This window comes from Flavihumibacter sp. CACIAM 22H1, assembly GCF_001601815.1.
Lineage (GTDB): Bacteria > Bacteroidota > Bacteroidia > Chitinophagales > Chitinophagaceae > Flavihumibacter.
In genome coordinates this window covers 14,603-31,062 of the sequence record NZ_LUKG01000021.1, presented here as the reverse complement: position 1 = coordinate 31,062, position 16,460 = coordinate 14,603, and the positions used below count along the sequence as shown (strand labels likewise).

General features: G+C 42.3%; 11 protein-coding genes and 1 pseudogene. 4 read left to right on the top strand and 8 right to left on the bottom strand.

All coding sequences use genetic code 11. The features are described 5' to 3' along the window. The 3 genes and pseudogenes from A1D16_RS08075 to A1D16_RS08065 form a co-directional block, all read right to left on the bottom strand. Nucleotides 1-1,170, bottom strand: a pseudogene (locus A1D16_RS08075) (hypothetical protein); the annotation flags it as partial. Nucleotides 1,171-1,228: 58 nt separating this feature from the next. After that, on the bottom strand, nucleotides 1,229-3,046 hold the full coding sequence (locus A1D16_RS08070; protein WP_290708853.1) for a RagB/SusD family nutrient uptake outer membrane protein: 1,818 nt from the start codon (nucleotides 3,044-3,046) through the stop codon (nucleotides 1,229-1,231). A 23-nt stretch (nucleotides 3,047-3,069) separates the two neighbouring features. Then, nucleotides 3,070-6,195 (bottom strand): SusC/RagA family TonB-linked outer membrane protein, encoded by a 3,126-nt coding sequence (locus tag A1D16_RS08065; RefSeq protein WP_290708852.1) that lies wholly within the window; start codon nucleotides 6,193-6,195, stop codon nucleotides 3,070-3,072. A gap of 198 nt (nucleotides 6,196-6,393) precedes the next feature. Here A1D16_RS08065 and A1D16_RS08060 point away from each other — a divergent pair, with 198 nt between their 5' ends. Further along, a complete protein-coding gene (locus tag A1D16_RS08060) occupies nucleotides 6,394-7,272 on the top strand; it encodes an AraC family transcriptional regulator (RefSeq protein WP_290708851.1) in 879 nt (292 codons plus the stop codon). Nucleotides 7,273-7,279: 7 nt separating this feature from the next. Here A1D16_RS08060 and A1D16_RS08055 read toward each other — a convergent pair whose 3' ends face one another. The 5 genes from A1D16_RS08055 to A1D16_RS08035 form a co-directional block, all read right to left on the bottom strand. Beyond that, on the bottom strand, nucleotides 7,280-7,681 hold the full coding sequence (locus tag A1D16_RS08055) for an L-rhamnose mutarotase (RefSeq protein WP_290708850.1): 402 nt from the start codon (nucleotides 7,679-7,681) through the stop codon (nucleotides 7,280-7,282). Nucleotides 7,682-7,713: 32 nt separating this feature from the next. Then, the gene (locus A1D16_RS08050) at nucleotides 7,714-9,279 is read right to left on the bottom strand and encodes a sodium/solute symporter (RefSeq protein WP_290708849.1); all 1,566 of its coding nucleotides are present in this window, start codon (nucleotides 9,277-9,279) and stop codon (nucleotides 7,714-7,716) included. A 19-nt stretch (nucleotides 9,280-9,298) separates the two neighbouring features. Next, nucleotides 9,299-10,471: an enolase C-terminal domain-like protein gene (locus A1D16_RS08045; protein ID WP_290708848.1), complete on the bottom strand. Its 1,173-nt coding sequence runs from the start codon at nucleotides 10,469-10,471 to the stop codon at nucleotides 9,299-9,301. Nucleotides 10,472-10,473: 2 nt separating this feature from the next. Beyond that, nucleotides 10,474-11,397, bottom strand: coding sequence for an aldo/keto reductase (locus tag A1D16_RS08040; RefSeq protein ID WP_290708847.1), 924 nt, complete (start codon nucleotides 11,395-11,397; stop codon nucleotides 10,474-10,476). A gap of 107 nt (nucleotides 11,398-11,504) precedes the next feature. Then, nucleotides 11,505-12,308: an ATP-binding protein gene (locus A1D16_RS08035; RefSeq protein ID WP_290708846.1), complete on the bottom strand. Its 804-nt coding sequence runs from the start codon at nucleotides 12,306-12,308 to the stop codon at nucleotides 11,505-11,507. A gap of 395 nt (nucleotides 12,309-12,703) precedes the next feature. Between A1D16_RS08035 and A1D16_RS08030 the strand changes: the two genes are divergently transcribed. From A1D16_RS08030 to A1D16_RS08020, 3 genes are all read left to right on the top strand, one after another. Further along, nucleotides 12,704-14,497, top strand: a complete 1,794-nt coding sequence (locus tag A1D16_RS08030; RefSeq protein ID WP_290708845.1) for a hypothetical protein — start codon at nucleotides 12,704-12,706, stop codon at nucleotides 14,495-14,497. Between the two features lie 67 nt (nucleotides 14,498-14,564). Next, complete coding sequence (locus tag A1D16_RS08025; protein ID WP_290708844.1) at nucleotides 14,565-15,773, top strand: histidine kinase; 1,209 nt, start codon at nucleotides 14,565-14,567, stop codon at nucleotides 15,771-15,773. After that, nucleotides 15,770-16,390: a response regulator transcription factor gene (locus A1D16_RS08020; RefSeq protein ID WP_290708843.1), complete on the top strand. Its 621-nt coding sequence runs from the start codon at nucleotides 15,770-15,772 to the stop codon at nucleotides 16,388-16,390. Before A1D16_RS08025 ends, A1D16_RS08020 begins: the two co-directional genes overlap by 4 nt. Nucleotides 16,391-16,460: the final 70 nt, after the last annotated feature.

The window sequence follows — 16,460 nt, the reverse complement described above, 5'->3', positions numbered from 1 at the left end:
GGTTTTATGAGACAGGTTGCCGGATGTTAGTTTGATTGGTTTTCGGCTAAAATCCCTTCCATCTATGAAGCCGGCATTGGCCCGGTCGGGCCGTAAAAAACCTTGGTCATATAAGCTGATTGCTTTAAAACCCAGGCGGCGCGTATAGGAAATGATGCTGTCATTGAGGTTACCGGCAGCCATTGCATCGGGAACAAAAGCAGCGGGGTCTTTAATCCATTTACCGTTAAAATGTGGCATTGGCAGTTTTTCTGCAACTACGATGGAGCGGATCACTTCCATCAGTGCAATACTATCGGGGCTTCCGTAAAAAGCCACGGATGAACCGATATAATCTACGCCTGGTAAAGGCTGCACCTCAATATGGTTGGGTATATTGGCCTTCATATGAGGAATCAGCGAAAAAAATACTTCCCTCTTTTTTGAGCGGTCTCTCGACTGGTAGGCAATGGAAATCTGACCTTTTTCGTCTACCTGCGCAGCATCTCCGTATAAAATCCTGTACCAGGGTTCTTTATGTGCATAAAAAGCAACATCACTGATACCGTCTCCACCCAGGCTAAACACCTGCCCTTCCCGTAAGCTATCGGGTAATGGAAACCGATGCGGATCGGGGGTATGAATGATATATTGAAACGGGGCGGCATCTGCAATAGTAGTAGCTAATCCTCCCAGCGTATTATCATTTAAGGCCAGCAAACCAATTGCATAATTAATAGCAGCACTGGTATCGCGCGCTACGCCAATTATTTCTCCCATGAGATTGGTAATATTGGTAGCATACGGGCCCCACTGAACAGCTTCAATCTGGGCCCTATTGCTTACTGACAACAGGCTAAAGCGGAAATATTTTTTACGGAGTTCGAGCTGTACCCTTGCTACAGACCCATTAGAAAATGTTAGCACCAACTGCCTGGATGCCGCCTGATAAGCCGCTTTTACGGGTAGGTAATATTCCTGGGTGCTGCCATTATAAAGTTGAAGAACAGGAGATGGTTTGCCAGCCGCGCTGAATTCCCGGGCCGGGTTGGAAGAACGGTTTTTCATGCTGGTAATAAATCCCTGCTTATCGATATGGATACTGAAATAATCCGTTGAAAAATTCCATTGCGAAAAAACTACGGGCCCGGCCAGGAGAAAGATTAATGTAACTACTAAGCTTTTTTGCATCAGTCGACTGTTTAATTAAAGTTTCCACCCGACCGGTAACCAGTCGGGTGGAAAGGAATTATTGAAGGGGATCAAAACTTCCGCCCCACTCATTGTTCTGTTCCAGTACATTTTTAGACTGGGAAATCTGGTTAGGAGGAATGGCATAAAACCAGTGATTCAAATCCAGGTTAAATTTAAAGGTTTCATCACCATCCAGGTTGTCAATATAACGGGCTACAAATTTTGAACGTACCGCTGGCGTCATTATATTGTCGGAAGGAAGCGGAAGGGTTTCGCCCTCTTTGATGGTAATGTATAACCCGTGCCTGGCTCCCTGGTTATTCAGAATATCATAACGTTTCCAACGACGCAGATCACCAAAGCGTTTATTTTCGAAAGCAAACTCAACCTGGCGTTCTTTAATATATGCTTCCCGAATAGCTGCCGTTGAATTAGCTGTTATGCCGTAATTCCCATCATTTCCCGCAGTAATACCTGCCCGTTGACGAATGTCTTTCAATACCTGAAGGGCCTCATTGGTTTTACCTAATTCATTGGCTGCTTCGCCATAGTTCATCAATAACTCAGCAAATCGCATTTCAATCCAATCCGTTTGTCCCTGGTTAGAAAGCGCAGCCACCAAGGTAGTATCCAATCCTTTACGCTGGAAAAATCCGGTTATACCTGGGTTTCCGGGCATGGAAGGATGAATTACATTGAGCATATTGATGTATTTGCTGTTAGCGGCGTCCCATTTCCAGACATTCCAAAAGCTGTTTCCTTTTATATAAATAGGTGAAACTTCATCTGGCGTAGGATAAGGAGTACCCCCAAAGAAAACGGTCGAATAAAACCGGTCGTCCCGATTTGCATAAAAATCGTTCAGGAATTCAGTATTGTATTCCGGATCTGCCAACTGATCCTTATCAAACTGTAGTGGAGAGCCATCGCGTTTTGGAAAGGCCAGTAGTAGGGATAAGATGGGTTGGTTCGCATTCGATGCATCTTTGGTAATTGGTTCGGGACGGATTACATTAAAGTTAACGGCATGCCCGGGATGGAAAAACTGGTTAACCATAACCACTTCTTTGTTTCTTTCCTGGTACCAGATTTTACGAAAATCGGGATGTAGTGCATGCCCCTGCGCAATACCTTCATCAACGGCGGCTTTACAGGCGTCATAAGCAGCCTGCCAGCGTGCCTGGTCATTGGTCGGATTAAAAAGCGGGCTGGCATAGCTTAGTAAAACCCGCCCTTTCATAGCCATGGCAGCTACTTTGGTAATACGCCCATAATCGGTAGCAGTATTGGCATAGGCACCCGGCAATAAAAGAATGGCACTGTCCAGGTCTTTAATGATTTGTGCTACGCACTCCGATGTTTTGTTTCGAGGCTGGAATAATCCCTGCACATCTGCTGCATTTTGTTTGTGCAGGATTAAGGGAACACCACCTACGTTGTTGACCATTCCCCAATAGGTCCAGGCTCTCCAGAACTTGGCTTCACCGATATGTTGGTTTTTTTCCACTTCCGGAAGTATACCTGCAGGCAGTTGGTCCATTTCGTCCAGGAAATAATTCACCCGGTCAATAAATGTATAATTTAAGGCGGAGGTTGTGCCATCTACTGAAATAATACCGCGTTGATAATTACCCAGGCTTTTTGCAACGGAAATTCCTTCGTCCGAAGCATTTCCATTAAAAGGCCAGCCCGGCATTTGTCCGCCATAGATATCATTCAGAAAGGCTTTGATCATAACAGGGTCCTTCCACACATTATCTGGTACAATTGAATTGGTATTTTCATAATCCAGGCCTTTTTTACAGGAGGGCAGCAGTAGTCCGGATAGCAGGAGGCCCGTCAGAAAACTATTTATTTTTATACGTATTTTCATACTAAGCTCATTTTTAGTGCTTCTTAAAGCGATACATTAACACCGAAGTTGAAATTTTTCATAGTTGGATAGGAGAACCCATCGCCCAGTTCAGGATCGTAAAAATCTTTACCAAACCGGCTGAACATAAACAGGTTAGATCCGCTGAAGAATAGTTTCAATCCCTGCAAACCAATAATATTGGTAATCCGATCGGGCAACTGGTAACCCACATTTAATAACCGCAGGCGGAGGAAGCTTGAATTCTTTAACCAAAAATCACTCTCAGAGTTGGTTACCCATTGTGTACCGTCGTTGATAGAGTAGCGGATCGGTAAGCTTCCGGACGTATTTTCGGGGGTCCATCCATCTGTATACCAATTACGCCACATCCGGTTCCATTCCACATTTCCGGTAACCAGATTATTCACATACCGGAATTGATTGAAGTTTCCACTAAAACTGGCATCTATAGAAAGTCCTTTCCACTCAAGGCCCATATTTAATCCCACTGAAATCGGGTTATTTCTTTTCCTCAGGGTGGTGATATCCCAGCTATCGATGATTCCATCGGGTTTACCCTCTACACCACTCAGGTCTTTATAAATTAACTGTCCCAATGCAGGGCTAACGCCGTTCCATTTATAGTTGGGATTAGCGGCCAGTAATCTATCCAGGTCGGCCTGGGTACGGATCATCCCGATTACCTCATACCCGGTAACCCTGGAGGTTGAATTACCAGGATTTTTTTGCCAGGGGTAAGTAATATTCTGATCCTGTATCACATAATTGGCATTACCATAAGCAGCATTTACATTGGCATAGTAATTAACCTGTCCGGCTGTGTTCCGGTAACCTACCATAGCTTCGATGCCGCGGGCTTTTATTTCGCCATAATTGGAGGCTGGGATGGTACGGCTGAATGTTGGAGGAACAGAATTTATCCTGCTACCTAAAATATCATAGGTTCTGGTAGTATAGTATTCCAGGCTGGCGGTAAAATGCTTATGGAAATTGATATCTACCCCGATATTATAGTTCATGGATTTTTCCCAGGTGAGGCTGGTATTTACCAGCGAGCCGTAGGTGATTCCTGGATTGGTTACGCCATTGGTTCCAAAATAGGCCGGGTTGGCAGAAGAGTAGGATTGCAGCCATTGCCATCCACCGATACCATCATTTCCTACAAGACCCGCAGAAGCACGCAGCTTCAACATTTCTACATTTTTAACCTTGCTGAAAAAATTCTCCTTAGAAAGAATCCATCCGGCAGATGCAGAGGGAAAGAATCCCCAGCGCTGATCCGGTGCAAAATTCATTGACCCGTCGTAGCGATAAGCAAAACTGGCCATGTATTTATTGTCGTAATCGTAGAAGAACTGACCCACCCAGGATTTACGCCCGGTAATAAACTCAGGATTACCATTCGCATAACTATCGAGCCGATCGCCACTGGCTGCCCACCACTGATCGGTCAGGTAAACAGGAAAACTTTCTCTTCCGGCAAAAATACCTCCGCCCTGGGCTTCGGCTTTTTCATATATCAGCCAGCCTTTAACATTATGCACTGAATGGAAGGTACGATCATAGCTCAATTGAAAGTTCAACTGGTAATCATTGCTCCAGCTATGATCTTCCCGGATAAAACTCCTGCCAACCTGGGAAGACCTTTTTAAAGTAACCAGGTCTTCATCTTTTGTGCTGATCTGGTGTAAACCAGTCTTTTTCATTACCCACATGTTATATTGTTTCATGTAGGATTTACTGCGGTTATTGGTATAGGATTTATTAAACTGTGCAGATGCACTTAGTCCTTTAATAGCAGCAATTTTGTAGGTTGCCTGTAAGTTGAGAATTGGTTTTATACCATTACTTTTAATATATCCTCCATCCCCTCTAACTTCAGCCCCTACATTTCCTATCCAGCCATAATCGATCGGATTTCCTGCATCGGTCCATACCGGCTGATCAGGCTGCCATAGTAACTGTTTACGGTAAATACCCTGGATATCACCCACCGAAGTATTGGTAGGTGAATAACTGAGGTTATTGTTCACTGTTAGTCCTGCAAAAAGGCTGAGGTTTTTAGTGAGGTCGGCGGTAATATTAGTACGAAGATTATACTTATCATAGCTGAGGTTTTTCATAAAAGCACCTTGCTTTATGTAAGATCCACCCACGAAGTACTTTATTTTTTCCCCGCCCCCGGATATTCCCAGGTTATGCGCGGTTGTAGATGGGTCCTGCCATACGGCATCGAGTTGATCATATCCCCAACCATTATTAATCCCCTTAAAATAATCCAGGTCATCCTGGGTCCATCTCCATCCGGCCGGATCTGAGTTGGGATTGATGCGGTTGTATAACTCGCCCGTTTCAACAGCACTGGTCAATTCCGCATTTTTTCCTCTTTTTTCAAATCCGGTACTAAATGAATAATTGATCTGCGCTCTCCCGGATTTACCTCTCCGGGTAGTAACAACAATAACCCCGCCGGCAGCACGAGAACCGTACACCGCTGAGGAAGCAGCATCTTTCAGAACAGAAATATTTTCAATATCATTGGGACTCAGGTTGTTGAAATCACTCGCACCGCTTACTTTTCCATCAATAACATATAATACATTCTGTGCATTAAAAGAGCTTGCAACACGTATATTGATGCCTGGTTGTGTGCCTGGAATGCCGTTTGGCGTACCTACCCGAACGCCCGCCATCTGCCCTGCCAGCAAATTACCTAACGACGTGGTAGGTGTATTACGCCTGGGCTCATCCATTTTCATGGTTACAACCGACCCGGTGAGTAATTCGCGCTTTTGTGTGCCGTAGCCGACCACCACCAGTTCTTCCAGGCTACCATCCTGCCGGGTAAGTTCAACAAACATGGAGCCGGCTCCTGCAGCAATTTTCCTGGTTTGGAAACCTACCATAGAAATAGTTAAGCGGGCATTTTTTGGAGCAGTAATTTCAAACCTGCCAGCTGCATCTGACAGGGTACTTGTTTTACTACCATCCAGTACAATTGTAGCTCCCTGCAGAGGAGATTGATCTTCAGAAGCAACTATGCGGCCTGTTATTTTATCTCTTTCCTGTGCCACCAGCGCTACGGAAAAGAGCATAGAACAGCCCACGCAGATTGCCGTCAACAGCAATTTCGTTAGTTTACTCATAAATAAATGGTTAGAATTTGGCTAAAACGATCCTTATCTTTTGAAATAATTTATTACCCTAAAATTTGTTATTTAATGCTTTCTTCCCAACAATGAATTTGACGAGGTTTGATGCTATTTTTGCAGGATATTTTTTTGAAAAAAATCCTGCAATTGCTGTATCTTTTCCAACACATTTCAACAATTGATTGAAGAGCAATGCAATTCATTTACGAAAACTTTACTTTTCCTCCGGATCAATCCTTCACTATCCGGTCTGAGTTTATCGAAATCAAAAAATACCAGGCCTTCCGTTGTCATGTTAATTATGAGATAGCCTTGATCGAAAACTGTTCTGGCAAGCGATTTATTGGGGATCATATTGCGGATTTTGAAGGAACCGAATTGGTTCTGATGGCCAGCTATTTGCCACATTGCTGGCAATATTATCAGACCATTGACGAACATGCCCCCGCGCATGCCATTATTATTCATTTTTTTCCCAACTTTCTTGGCGACGAAATTTTCACAAAACCAGAAGCCAAACACCTGAAACAGTTGTTTTCAGATGCAGCCAATGGAATTTTATTTTCGGGACAAACCATCAGTAAAGCAAAAATGATTATGCAGCAGATGCTGTATGAAAAAGGCTTGGTAAGAGCTGCCCTGCTATTACAGTTGTTGGACCTGATGGCCGGATCATCCAACGCCCGGCTTCTGAGTTCGCCCGGTTGCAACATTATTGAAAGCTCCACAGAAGCTAACAATATCAATAATGTGTTTGAATATATTTTCAAGAATTTCAGGAATAATATTACCCTGGAAGAAGTTGCAGCTATCATTCCTATGTCGTCCTCCGCATTCTGCCGGTTTTTCAAATCAAAAACGGGCAGAACACTGACTGCTTTTATTAAAGAGCTGAGAATCGGGCATGCCTCCAAACTATTGCTGGAGCAAACACATAATGTTTCCGAGGCCTGTTATAATAGCGGATACAATAATATTTCAAACTTCAACAAACATTTTAAGGAAGCGCACGGCGTTTCTCCCAAACAGTTTATGAAACGATACCAGTTGGCTGGTGCAGAGGAAGAATAAATTAATATCAGGGTTGTTGAAAACGATAAAACTCCGACAATTCTACCCATTTCTGTCCTTTATCCGTACCTGGAATACCTAACTGGTAACTGTCCATTAAACTGTTCCATGCTGCACAACGGGCATGAGTAGCTGCTGCTTTTTTGCCCAACTCACCCAAATCCGCACCTGCCGGAACAATTACTTCCATTACAACCAGGTGTTGATAATGGTATAATTTTATTGACCGATAGCCGGCATTTTTGAAACCAGCCTCTACCTCAGGCCATATTTTCTGGTGATAATCGAGGTACTCACGCAGTTTATCGGGCTCTGTGCTGATATTTACCGCAAACAGATGGCGTTCTTCTTTTTGTTCATTACAGGAAAGCAGGCAGCAGAAGATCGTACAAAAAAGCAGGTATCTCATAAAGACATATTTTACTATTAACCGGGTACACGTCAACTAAATATCCAATAAATCAATAACATTACCACGGCCAGTACTAACCAGCCTGTCCAAACCATGCGCAGGTCATTTCCTCTTGTTTTATCAATTTCAAGCAAGGTGGGCAAACTGGTTTGAACAGTGGTTGTTTTGAAAAATAAAGACACCAATATGGCAACTGCCAATAAGCCCGCAAACAAATAAACGGAAAGCATCAAAAAATGTGGCCAAAAGCCGGCATGGGGTAGATTCAATACCGTACATACGCCAATCACTAAACAAATCAATCCGCCGCCATATAAAACCACTTCAGCAGCAAGGCTACTCATTCTTTTCCATAAAACACCTGTAATAAAGACCACCGAAAGCGGTGGTGCCAGGATCGATACCATACCCTGGCTTAACTCAAAAAAACCTTTTCCCGAGCGGGAAAACAACCATGCTATACCAATTGCAATAAGTCCGGCTACTACGGTAATCCATTTACCCATTGTAATTTTTGCCTTTTCATCCAGTTGCCATATTCTGCCTGCCACATCCAGGGTAAAGACCGTACTGAAAGAATTCAGACCGGAAGAAACGGTATCAATCAAGGCTGCAATGATTGCAGCCAGGCAAAGTCCCAATAAACCGCTCGGCATCAATTGGGTAACCAATGTAATATAGGCGTTATCTTCCTGTGCCTGGTCTCGGAACAACACATAACACATCATGCCCGGGAAAATAAAAATCAGGGGCATAATGATTTTAAGTACCGCCAACAGTAAAGCCCCGAATTGGCCTTCTCTCAGGTCTTTTGCCGCCAGTACTTTCTGTACAATGGTTTGATCTGCGCACCAATAATAAATTGCCACTACAGGGTAACCGGCAAGAATAGCAATCCAGGAATAGTGAGGATCAGAAGCCGGTCTGAACAACTTCCAATATGCTGTTGGCACGGAATTCACAAAGGAATCGATACCACCAATTCGTTGAAGCGCCAGCCAGGACAATATCACAGAAGACACGATAATTATCACCGATTGAAAAATTCCGGTTCTGACCACCGCTTTCAATCCGCCAATAGCAGTAAAACTGGTGGCAATTACGGTTACAAGAATTACTGCATACATCAACGGCCAGTCGAAAATCTGTGAAATAATAAGTCCGCCTGCGTACAGCGCACTACCCAGCCAAACCAGTAAAATAGAGATCAGGCTGTAAATGGTAAGAAAATTATACGATCTTTTTCCGAACCGCAATTGTAGAAATTGCGGCATGGTACTGATTTTGGTAGCCAGGTAATGGGGAAGGAAAAACATGGCCAGTATCAGTAAAAAAATCCAGGCCAACCATTCAAAATTACTACCTACAACACCGTGTGAAAACCCAATTCCTGCAAATCCAATTAACATCATCGGCCCGGCATTTGCGCTAAACAAACTTAAGCCGATCTGCCACCAACGTAACATTCTGCCACCAAGAAAGATATCGGCATTGCCCTTAGCAGATTTTCGGTTCAGGTAGAATCCTATCAGTAATAACAGTACGATATAAACTACTAAAACGATGTAATCCAGGGGGGCAAGCGAAATTCTCATCTATTGATTCTTTAAACTGTTACATGTTTACAACGGGTGCGTATTTGGTAACATTCTCTTTTGTCCAGATTTTATGAACCAATACTTTGTCCGTATTGCTCCAGTACTCCCAATCTATGCGGATGGGTAGCCCGGCTATTTCAGGAAATATATATTTCCCATTTTTCCATGCTGGCTTTACCGTAAAATATTTCTCTAGTCCAAACATAATGGAATACAGGTATTCAACCGGGCAATTTTCGGGGGCTGTAGCAAGAAAGGAGGCTGTATAAAGCGAATAGCCACCGGAGGAGAAATCGATTTCATGTTTGATCGCCAGGTCACGTACTTCTTTCCATTCCTGGATACCACCTAAATGAGTAGGTACTGGTTGCAGGTGCTTAACCCCTGCATTAACCAAAGCGGGAAACATTTTTCCGGAACGTTCAGATTCTCCGTAGGCTATTTTCAGATAAGATTGTTTACAAAGCTCTTCGATATCAGCATATGCTGCTGAATGAATGGGCTCTTCTAACCAGGCAATGTTTAGATCAGCAACCTGGTTCAAAAAGTCAAGCGACTGGTTCAGTGTCCAAATCTGGTTAGCGTCCACCGCTAAGGCTACCTCTTTACCAATTAATCGTCGTACGAATTTTACCCGTTCAATGTCTTCGGCCATGTCTGAACCGAAATTACGGCCAATTTTCATCTTCACACAATCCGCACCTGCTTCAAGAAATTTTACCATTTCTGTCTCCAGTTCCTGAAAACTATAATTCGTTCCTCCCCCACTGCCATACATCCTTGCCCAGTTTCGCTCCGCATTTAAAAACTGGTACATGGGTACCCCTTTTCGCCTTGCTGCCAGATCGTATAAAGCCAGGTCTAACTGACCTAATAATGCAGCTGCCTGACCCCGGAAGCCTTCATTCCTGATAGACCAGTACAATAACTTATATAGATCGCGGTAAGGAAGTCCGTCATTATAAAATAAAATAGGAAACAGGCATTTTTCAAGGATATTGTTATACGTATTAAAAATGGGCGCTTCTCCAATATTGCCGTCTTCGTCCTCAATAGTTAGTATGGATAATCCAAACCTGTTAAAAGGCCCCATGGTAGCATCCTGAAAAGGGGTAACTGTTGGCACTGGCTCTAATACCCTTAACTGAACGCGGTGAATATGAAAAGTTTCCAGATCGATTTGATTCATATTTAAATCTTGTTATATTTTTTCTCGTTAATACACTCCAGTATTTCCTGGAACAGGGCTGCGGGAAGAGGTCCCATTTTAAGTGCAACCAGGGTTTGATCCAGTTCCTGCTGATTAGACGCCCCCAAAACAATGTTAATCGGGAAGGCAATAGTTTGCATAAAACGTATAGCCAATGTACTCAGAGGGAGTTGATGGGTGTGGGCAATTTTTTCCAGCCGCAGCGCGGTAACAATTGCTGCCCGATCCAGCCAATTCGGAGCAGACTGGGTAAATTCCTGAAACCGACGGCCAAGTAAACCCATATACAGTGGACTGGCGGCCCAATAACTTATTCCATTATCGGTACAGGCTGCCAGGGAACTTCCGATGGCATCGGTACAACAGGCATTGAGCCGGTTATATTCCATAACTACGTCAAAAATGCCTGCCTCCAGGTAATTCTTGAACAGGGAGGGATAGTTTCCGCCAAGGCCGATTTTTTTTGTAATACCGGTTTCTTTGAATACCAGCATTTGTTCAACAGCAGCTTTTATCTGTGGAGGAGGAATAGCAGCCGGCTCGTGCAGGAAAAGCAGATCTACCTGGGAAATTCCTAATTGTTGTAAACTGTTTTCTGCACTATTAATAAGGGCTGAAGGGGAATAGTCATAGCGCCCCTGATCGGAAGTATAGGTTTTTAAGCGGCCGACTTTAGTACTTATAAAGGGAGGCTTACCTTTCCAATGCCGGATTGCCTGCCCTACAAATAGTTCAGCGTCACCGTAGGCAGGGGCCGTATCAATTGCGCCAATTCCTTCTTTGAGCGCATGTAGTATTGTTGCAACAGACAGGTCCGGATCCACGCTTTTCCATACGCCTCCCAAACCTGCCGTACCTAAAATAATCTTTTCCCAGCTACGGGAATCGAGCGTACCAGTACTCATATAGCTTGCTATTTCTCTCCGGCATAAAGCTAATTTTTTTACTGTACTGGCCTGCAAGTAACTTGCCCATTACTGGTGTTATTTTGCCCTGTTTTAAAAGCTGGGGGTTAGTCTGCTAAATTGAAGGATACAACTATTCGGCAACCGTGTCCATATGAACTATCCAGTTCAAACAAACCACCCAATTGTTGAATCCGCCTTTCCATACTAACTATACCAATACCAGTTTTTATCTTTTTCAGGTCAAACCCCACCCCATCGTCCGAAATCTTTAATACCAGCTTATTGCGCAAGGCCGTTACCTGGATACGCACATTTTTGGCCTTACTGTATTTCATTATATTGTTTAACTGTTCCTGGATAATCCGGTAGATGGTTAATTTATAACTGCTATGAAGAGAATTGAGTTGGCCGATTCCTGAAAAACTGCTACTAATAGCTACTGTACCCAAAGCAGCAATTTTACCGATAAAGCTCTTTATCAGTTCCACCACAGAAAGATCCTGTTTCTGAAAAATAGAATTAGATTCTGAAACCTGCTTCACACTTTGTATGGCAGACGACAAAAGCTCCATTACCTGTTTTTTAGCCTGTATGTCTTTTTCTGTAGAAGGAAGCAACTGTTCCATATACAGCTTCGCTACACAAAGCAAGGGGTTAACACTATCATGGAGTTCGTGCGCCAGATCAGTCCTTGCCGCTTCATTTTCCAGGATGGATAAGGAACAAAGTTCCTTGGCCGACATAAATACCCCGCTTTTTAGTTCCCGCTTATAAAAATCGGCGGGGGCCGCTTCGGTTGGGCAGCTGGAAACGAGCTCCTGTATGCTGGTAGTTGCAATGGCCGGCTGAATGCGCCTTGATGTGTGGGTTCTGTTCATAGGATATGCTGTAAAGGTTTCTAAATTCATAGTACAAAGCTACGCGTTGTAAATAGGTATAAAACGGCACTTTTGTGTAAAAAAGAAGCCACTATCAAATTGATAATGGCCTTTGTAATACAGCTGTGATGCATGCTACTAATCATGGACGATTCCTTGCTGTATGTACTTTCAATGGGACGGATCAGGATCATAGGACTTGGTAATGATTAACTGGACTTAAAAACGGGTTTGTTACATTCTGAGGCAAAGGTACCAACCGCCTTTGCCCTTCCTATTCCACTTTTGTGTATTTATTCAAATTAGCCGATCTGAAAAATCTTAAAAAATGCTCGTAATTCATTAATTTATAAGGGAATTACACAAAAGTGCCAGTACCTCCAGCTGGAACTAATGTACTTTCACCGTAACTAAGTCACCCGATAATGCCAGACATTAAAATGCGGCTTTTATTACTATTATCTCTATTTGTCATAACCACCTGTTATGGCCAGGAAAAGGACTATAAAAACATCCAGTTTAAACAATACAATTCGATCCAGGGGCTACAAACGGCTGCCTGTGATAATATTTACCAGGATAAATACGGCTTTTTATGGATCAGTACCTATTACGGGATCAGCATTTTTGATGGCACCCATTTTTTCAACCTGCCGATGTACACCCAGGACAGTGCCTTTAATCTATCACAAAAACCACATACCTTCTTACAAAAAGATAGTTTTAATATGGTAATCAGTTCACCAAACGGACTCTATACCTATAACTACCGCACACACACCATTACAAAAAACAAACAACAGCCCATTCCAATCGGCAGAGAAACCATAAAACTATTGGGAAAGTCAAAAACCGGTAATAACATCCATCTCAAAACATTTTCCACTTTTTATACTATCGACAGCGCTGATAAAATCATTGACAAAAAAGAACTAAACGGGCCGGGATATGAAAAAGACGCCATTCATATTGGCTCCTATACATCGCATTATTTCCTTACCAAAAACAACCAGCTAATTGAACATAACCTATCAGACAATAGCAGCAAACCCTTATTAAAACTGCCTTACAAACCAAAATTTGCTATCCTGAACACAGAAAACCGGCAGCAGGCAATTATCTGTACCGACAAGTATTTATATCATCTGCCGGCAAATGCGGAAAGCCCCCTGGTTAAACTGGATCTTTCGCCGTACGAAACAAATCCCTCTACCCTGCCGATCAACGATATTTCCTGTGATCAGCAGGGAAATTATTGGATTGGTGGTATGAATAAATTACTGGTCTATTTCCCCAAAGAACAAAAACTGCTAAACCTGAGACCACAACTGGCCGAAGCTGGTGGTCGGTCAGATACACATATTGTTGATATCATCAATAATAAAGATGAAGTATACCTTTCCACCACTATGTCGGGTATTTTAATTTCTAACCGATCAGACCTGGTTACCAACATCAATAATTTTCCCAAAGGCGGTGATATTGTCGGAACTATTGCGTTGAAAAAAAACACCCTACTATGTGGCAACTCATCGAATGTCATAAACCGTATAAGTTATTCCAATGACAGCTACCAGGTTAGCTATAACCCGGTAAAAAACATTCATACTACCTTTATTGCCCATTTAGAAAACCTTGACGAAAACCATACATGGGCTATTTATTGGGATAAATTCAAGCTGGATATCATCAATACCCAAAAAATGGAAGCTTTGAATCTTAACTTTCCGATTGATGAGGTTTCCAGGCAGCATAAAGAATCCTTTAAAATATCTTTACCAACCAAAGATGCCATACCGATCATAAAAAAAATAAACGACTCCCTGTTTTTGTTTACAGCTAATAATAAACTTTATGAAGTAACGGGAGCTGTTTCAAGAGGATTCCAATTTTCTTTAATAGACTCTATTAAAGGCAACCATTATTTTACCTCGATTGATTTACCTGACCCTGGTCATGTGTACCTGGGCACTTCGGGCCTGCAAGTATTTCAATTGGTTAACGGAAAGCTGGAAAAAATTATTGATGAATTCAATTCTAATATCCCTGTACGTTATGTACTTGAAGACGGCAATAAACATAAATACCTGCTTACCACCAATGGCATTTATGTTTACAAAGCAACTAATCAGTTTTCGCATCGATTATCTGCAGAAACAAATCAGATAAACGGCAATATTATCTACAGCGGTTATATTGACCAATCAAATATATTATAGGGCGGCCACCAATGCCGGAATTATTGCATACGACTGTCAGTCTAACAGCGTTTTCAAATTATCCTCCTTGCGAACCATTGCCAACATAGAATTTAATACCAAAAGTATTGCCGTGGATTCCACCGAAATTGTTTACTTCGGTGGTTCGAATGGAATTTCCAAAGTAAACACGCATCTGTTTGTGCGAAAAGACAGGAACTTTTATGTATTCTTCTATAGCATAAAAAACCAGGACCAATTGATTCATAACAGCATTCTTCCAGGATCAATTGTAGAAAAAAAAGACTTCCCTTATTTCAAAAGCAATTTCAGCTTTTCTATACATGCAATTTCCAGTTTCCAGGTAGAGCCTTTTGAACTCAGGTATAAAATGGAAGGCATTGATTCTACCTGGAGAATTCCTAACAACCTTACCATCGACTATTTTGGCTTAAAACCCGGCAGCTATAAACTTCGTGTATATGGAAAATACCCCGACAGTGAACAAGTGGAAGAAGTATCTTATAGTTTCACCATTGCCCTTCCGTTTTGGAAAGAAAGCTGGTTCTATTTACTGATTTCCGGCATATTTAGCGTATTAATATTTCTGGCAACCAATTACTGGTACCGCAAAAAAACAGAACGCCAGAAAATTATCCTGGCAAATATGGCTACCATCCGAAATGAAAGAGAGCGTATATCACAAGAGCTGCACGACGACCTGGGATCCGGCCTTACTTCGATAAGGCTCTTGTCCAAATCATTGCTGGCCAACCCGGATAGTCCCAGAACCAATAAAATGTTAACAGATATAAGCCGAATTGCCGGGGAACTGATTGACCAGATGAGTGAAATTATCTGGGTTTTAAACCATTCAGACGATACGTTTAACGGTCTTATTGCCCATCTTCGGATTTATATGGCAGGTTATTTACAACGAATTGACCTGCCCATTCGCCTCCAATTAAACAGCACCGTACCTGATAGCCTGCATATCAGCAATACGGTTCGAAGAAATATTCTGCTCGTAATAAAAGAGGCGTTTCATAATACGGTAAAACATGCTGATGCCAGCTTATTTAGCATTGATTGTAATAAAACAAATGAAGGATTACTGGAAATAAAAATTTCAGACAATGGAAAAGGATTTTTTCCTGATCTTTCAAAACCCGGCAATGGATTAAACAATATAAGGAAAAGGATATCGAGCATTAATGGCTCCGTAACCTGGAACAACCAGGATGGCACACAACTAATTATTTTAATAGCACAAGAAACTACAAACCCAACGTTATGATTACTGTATGTATTGTTGATGATCAACCGATATTACGCCAAACGCTAGAAGAAATTGTCAACAACTCAGCCAATATTTCCTGCATTGGGTCATTCCCCGACGCAGAGTCGTATATCAATGAATACGATGCCTTAAAACCTGATGTTACATTGATGGATATTGACTTGCCTGGCTTATCAGGAATTGAAGCCATTCAATTAATAAAACTGAAAGACCAGCATGCAAAATTCCTGGTTCTTACCATTTTCAATAATGATGATAAAGTATTTAATGCCATCAAATCGGGCGCTGGAGGTTACCTGTTAAAAAAGCATTCCTTTGATTATTTACTGGAAAACATAATGGAACTTCAGGCGGGTGGCGCACCCATGTCGCCCGAAATTGCCAAGCGGGTAATTACCTATTTTCAACGGAGCAGTTCTGGCCCCGATCTGAATAGTCTTACCGACCGCGAAAAAGAAGTATTGGAATTAATTGTAGAGGGCTATTTGTATAAGGAAATTGCTCACAAACTACATGTAAGCATAGACACTATTAAAAAACATGCCAGCAGCATCTACGAAAAAATGCATGTGCGTACCCGAAGTGAAGCCATAAAAAAATATCTTTCCAAATAAAAATTGGTACAAAAGTGTAATTGACGGGTTATTGCAAGTTGGTAGCTTTGCTTAGTAATTCAATCCAATT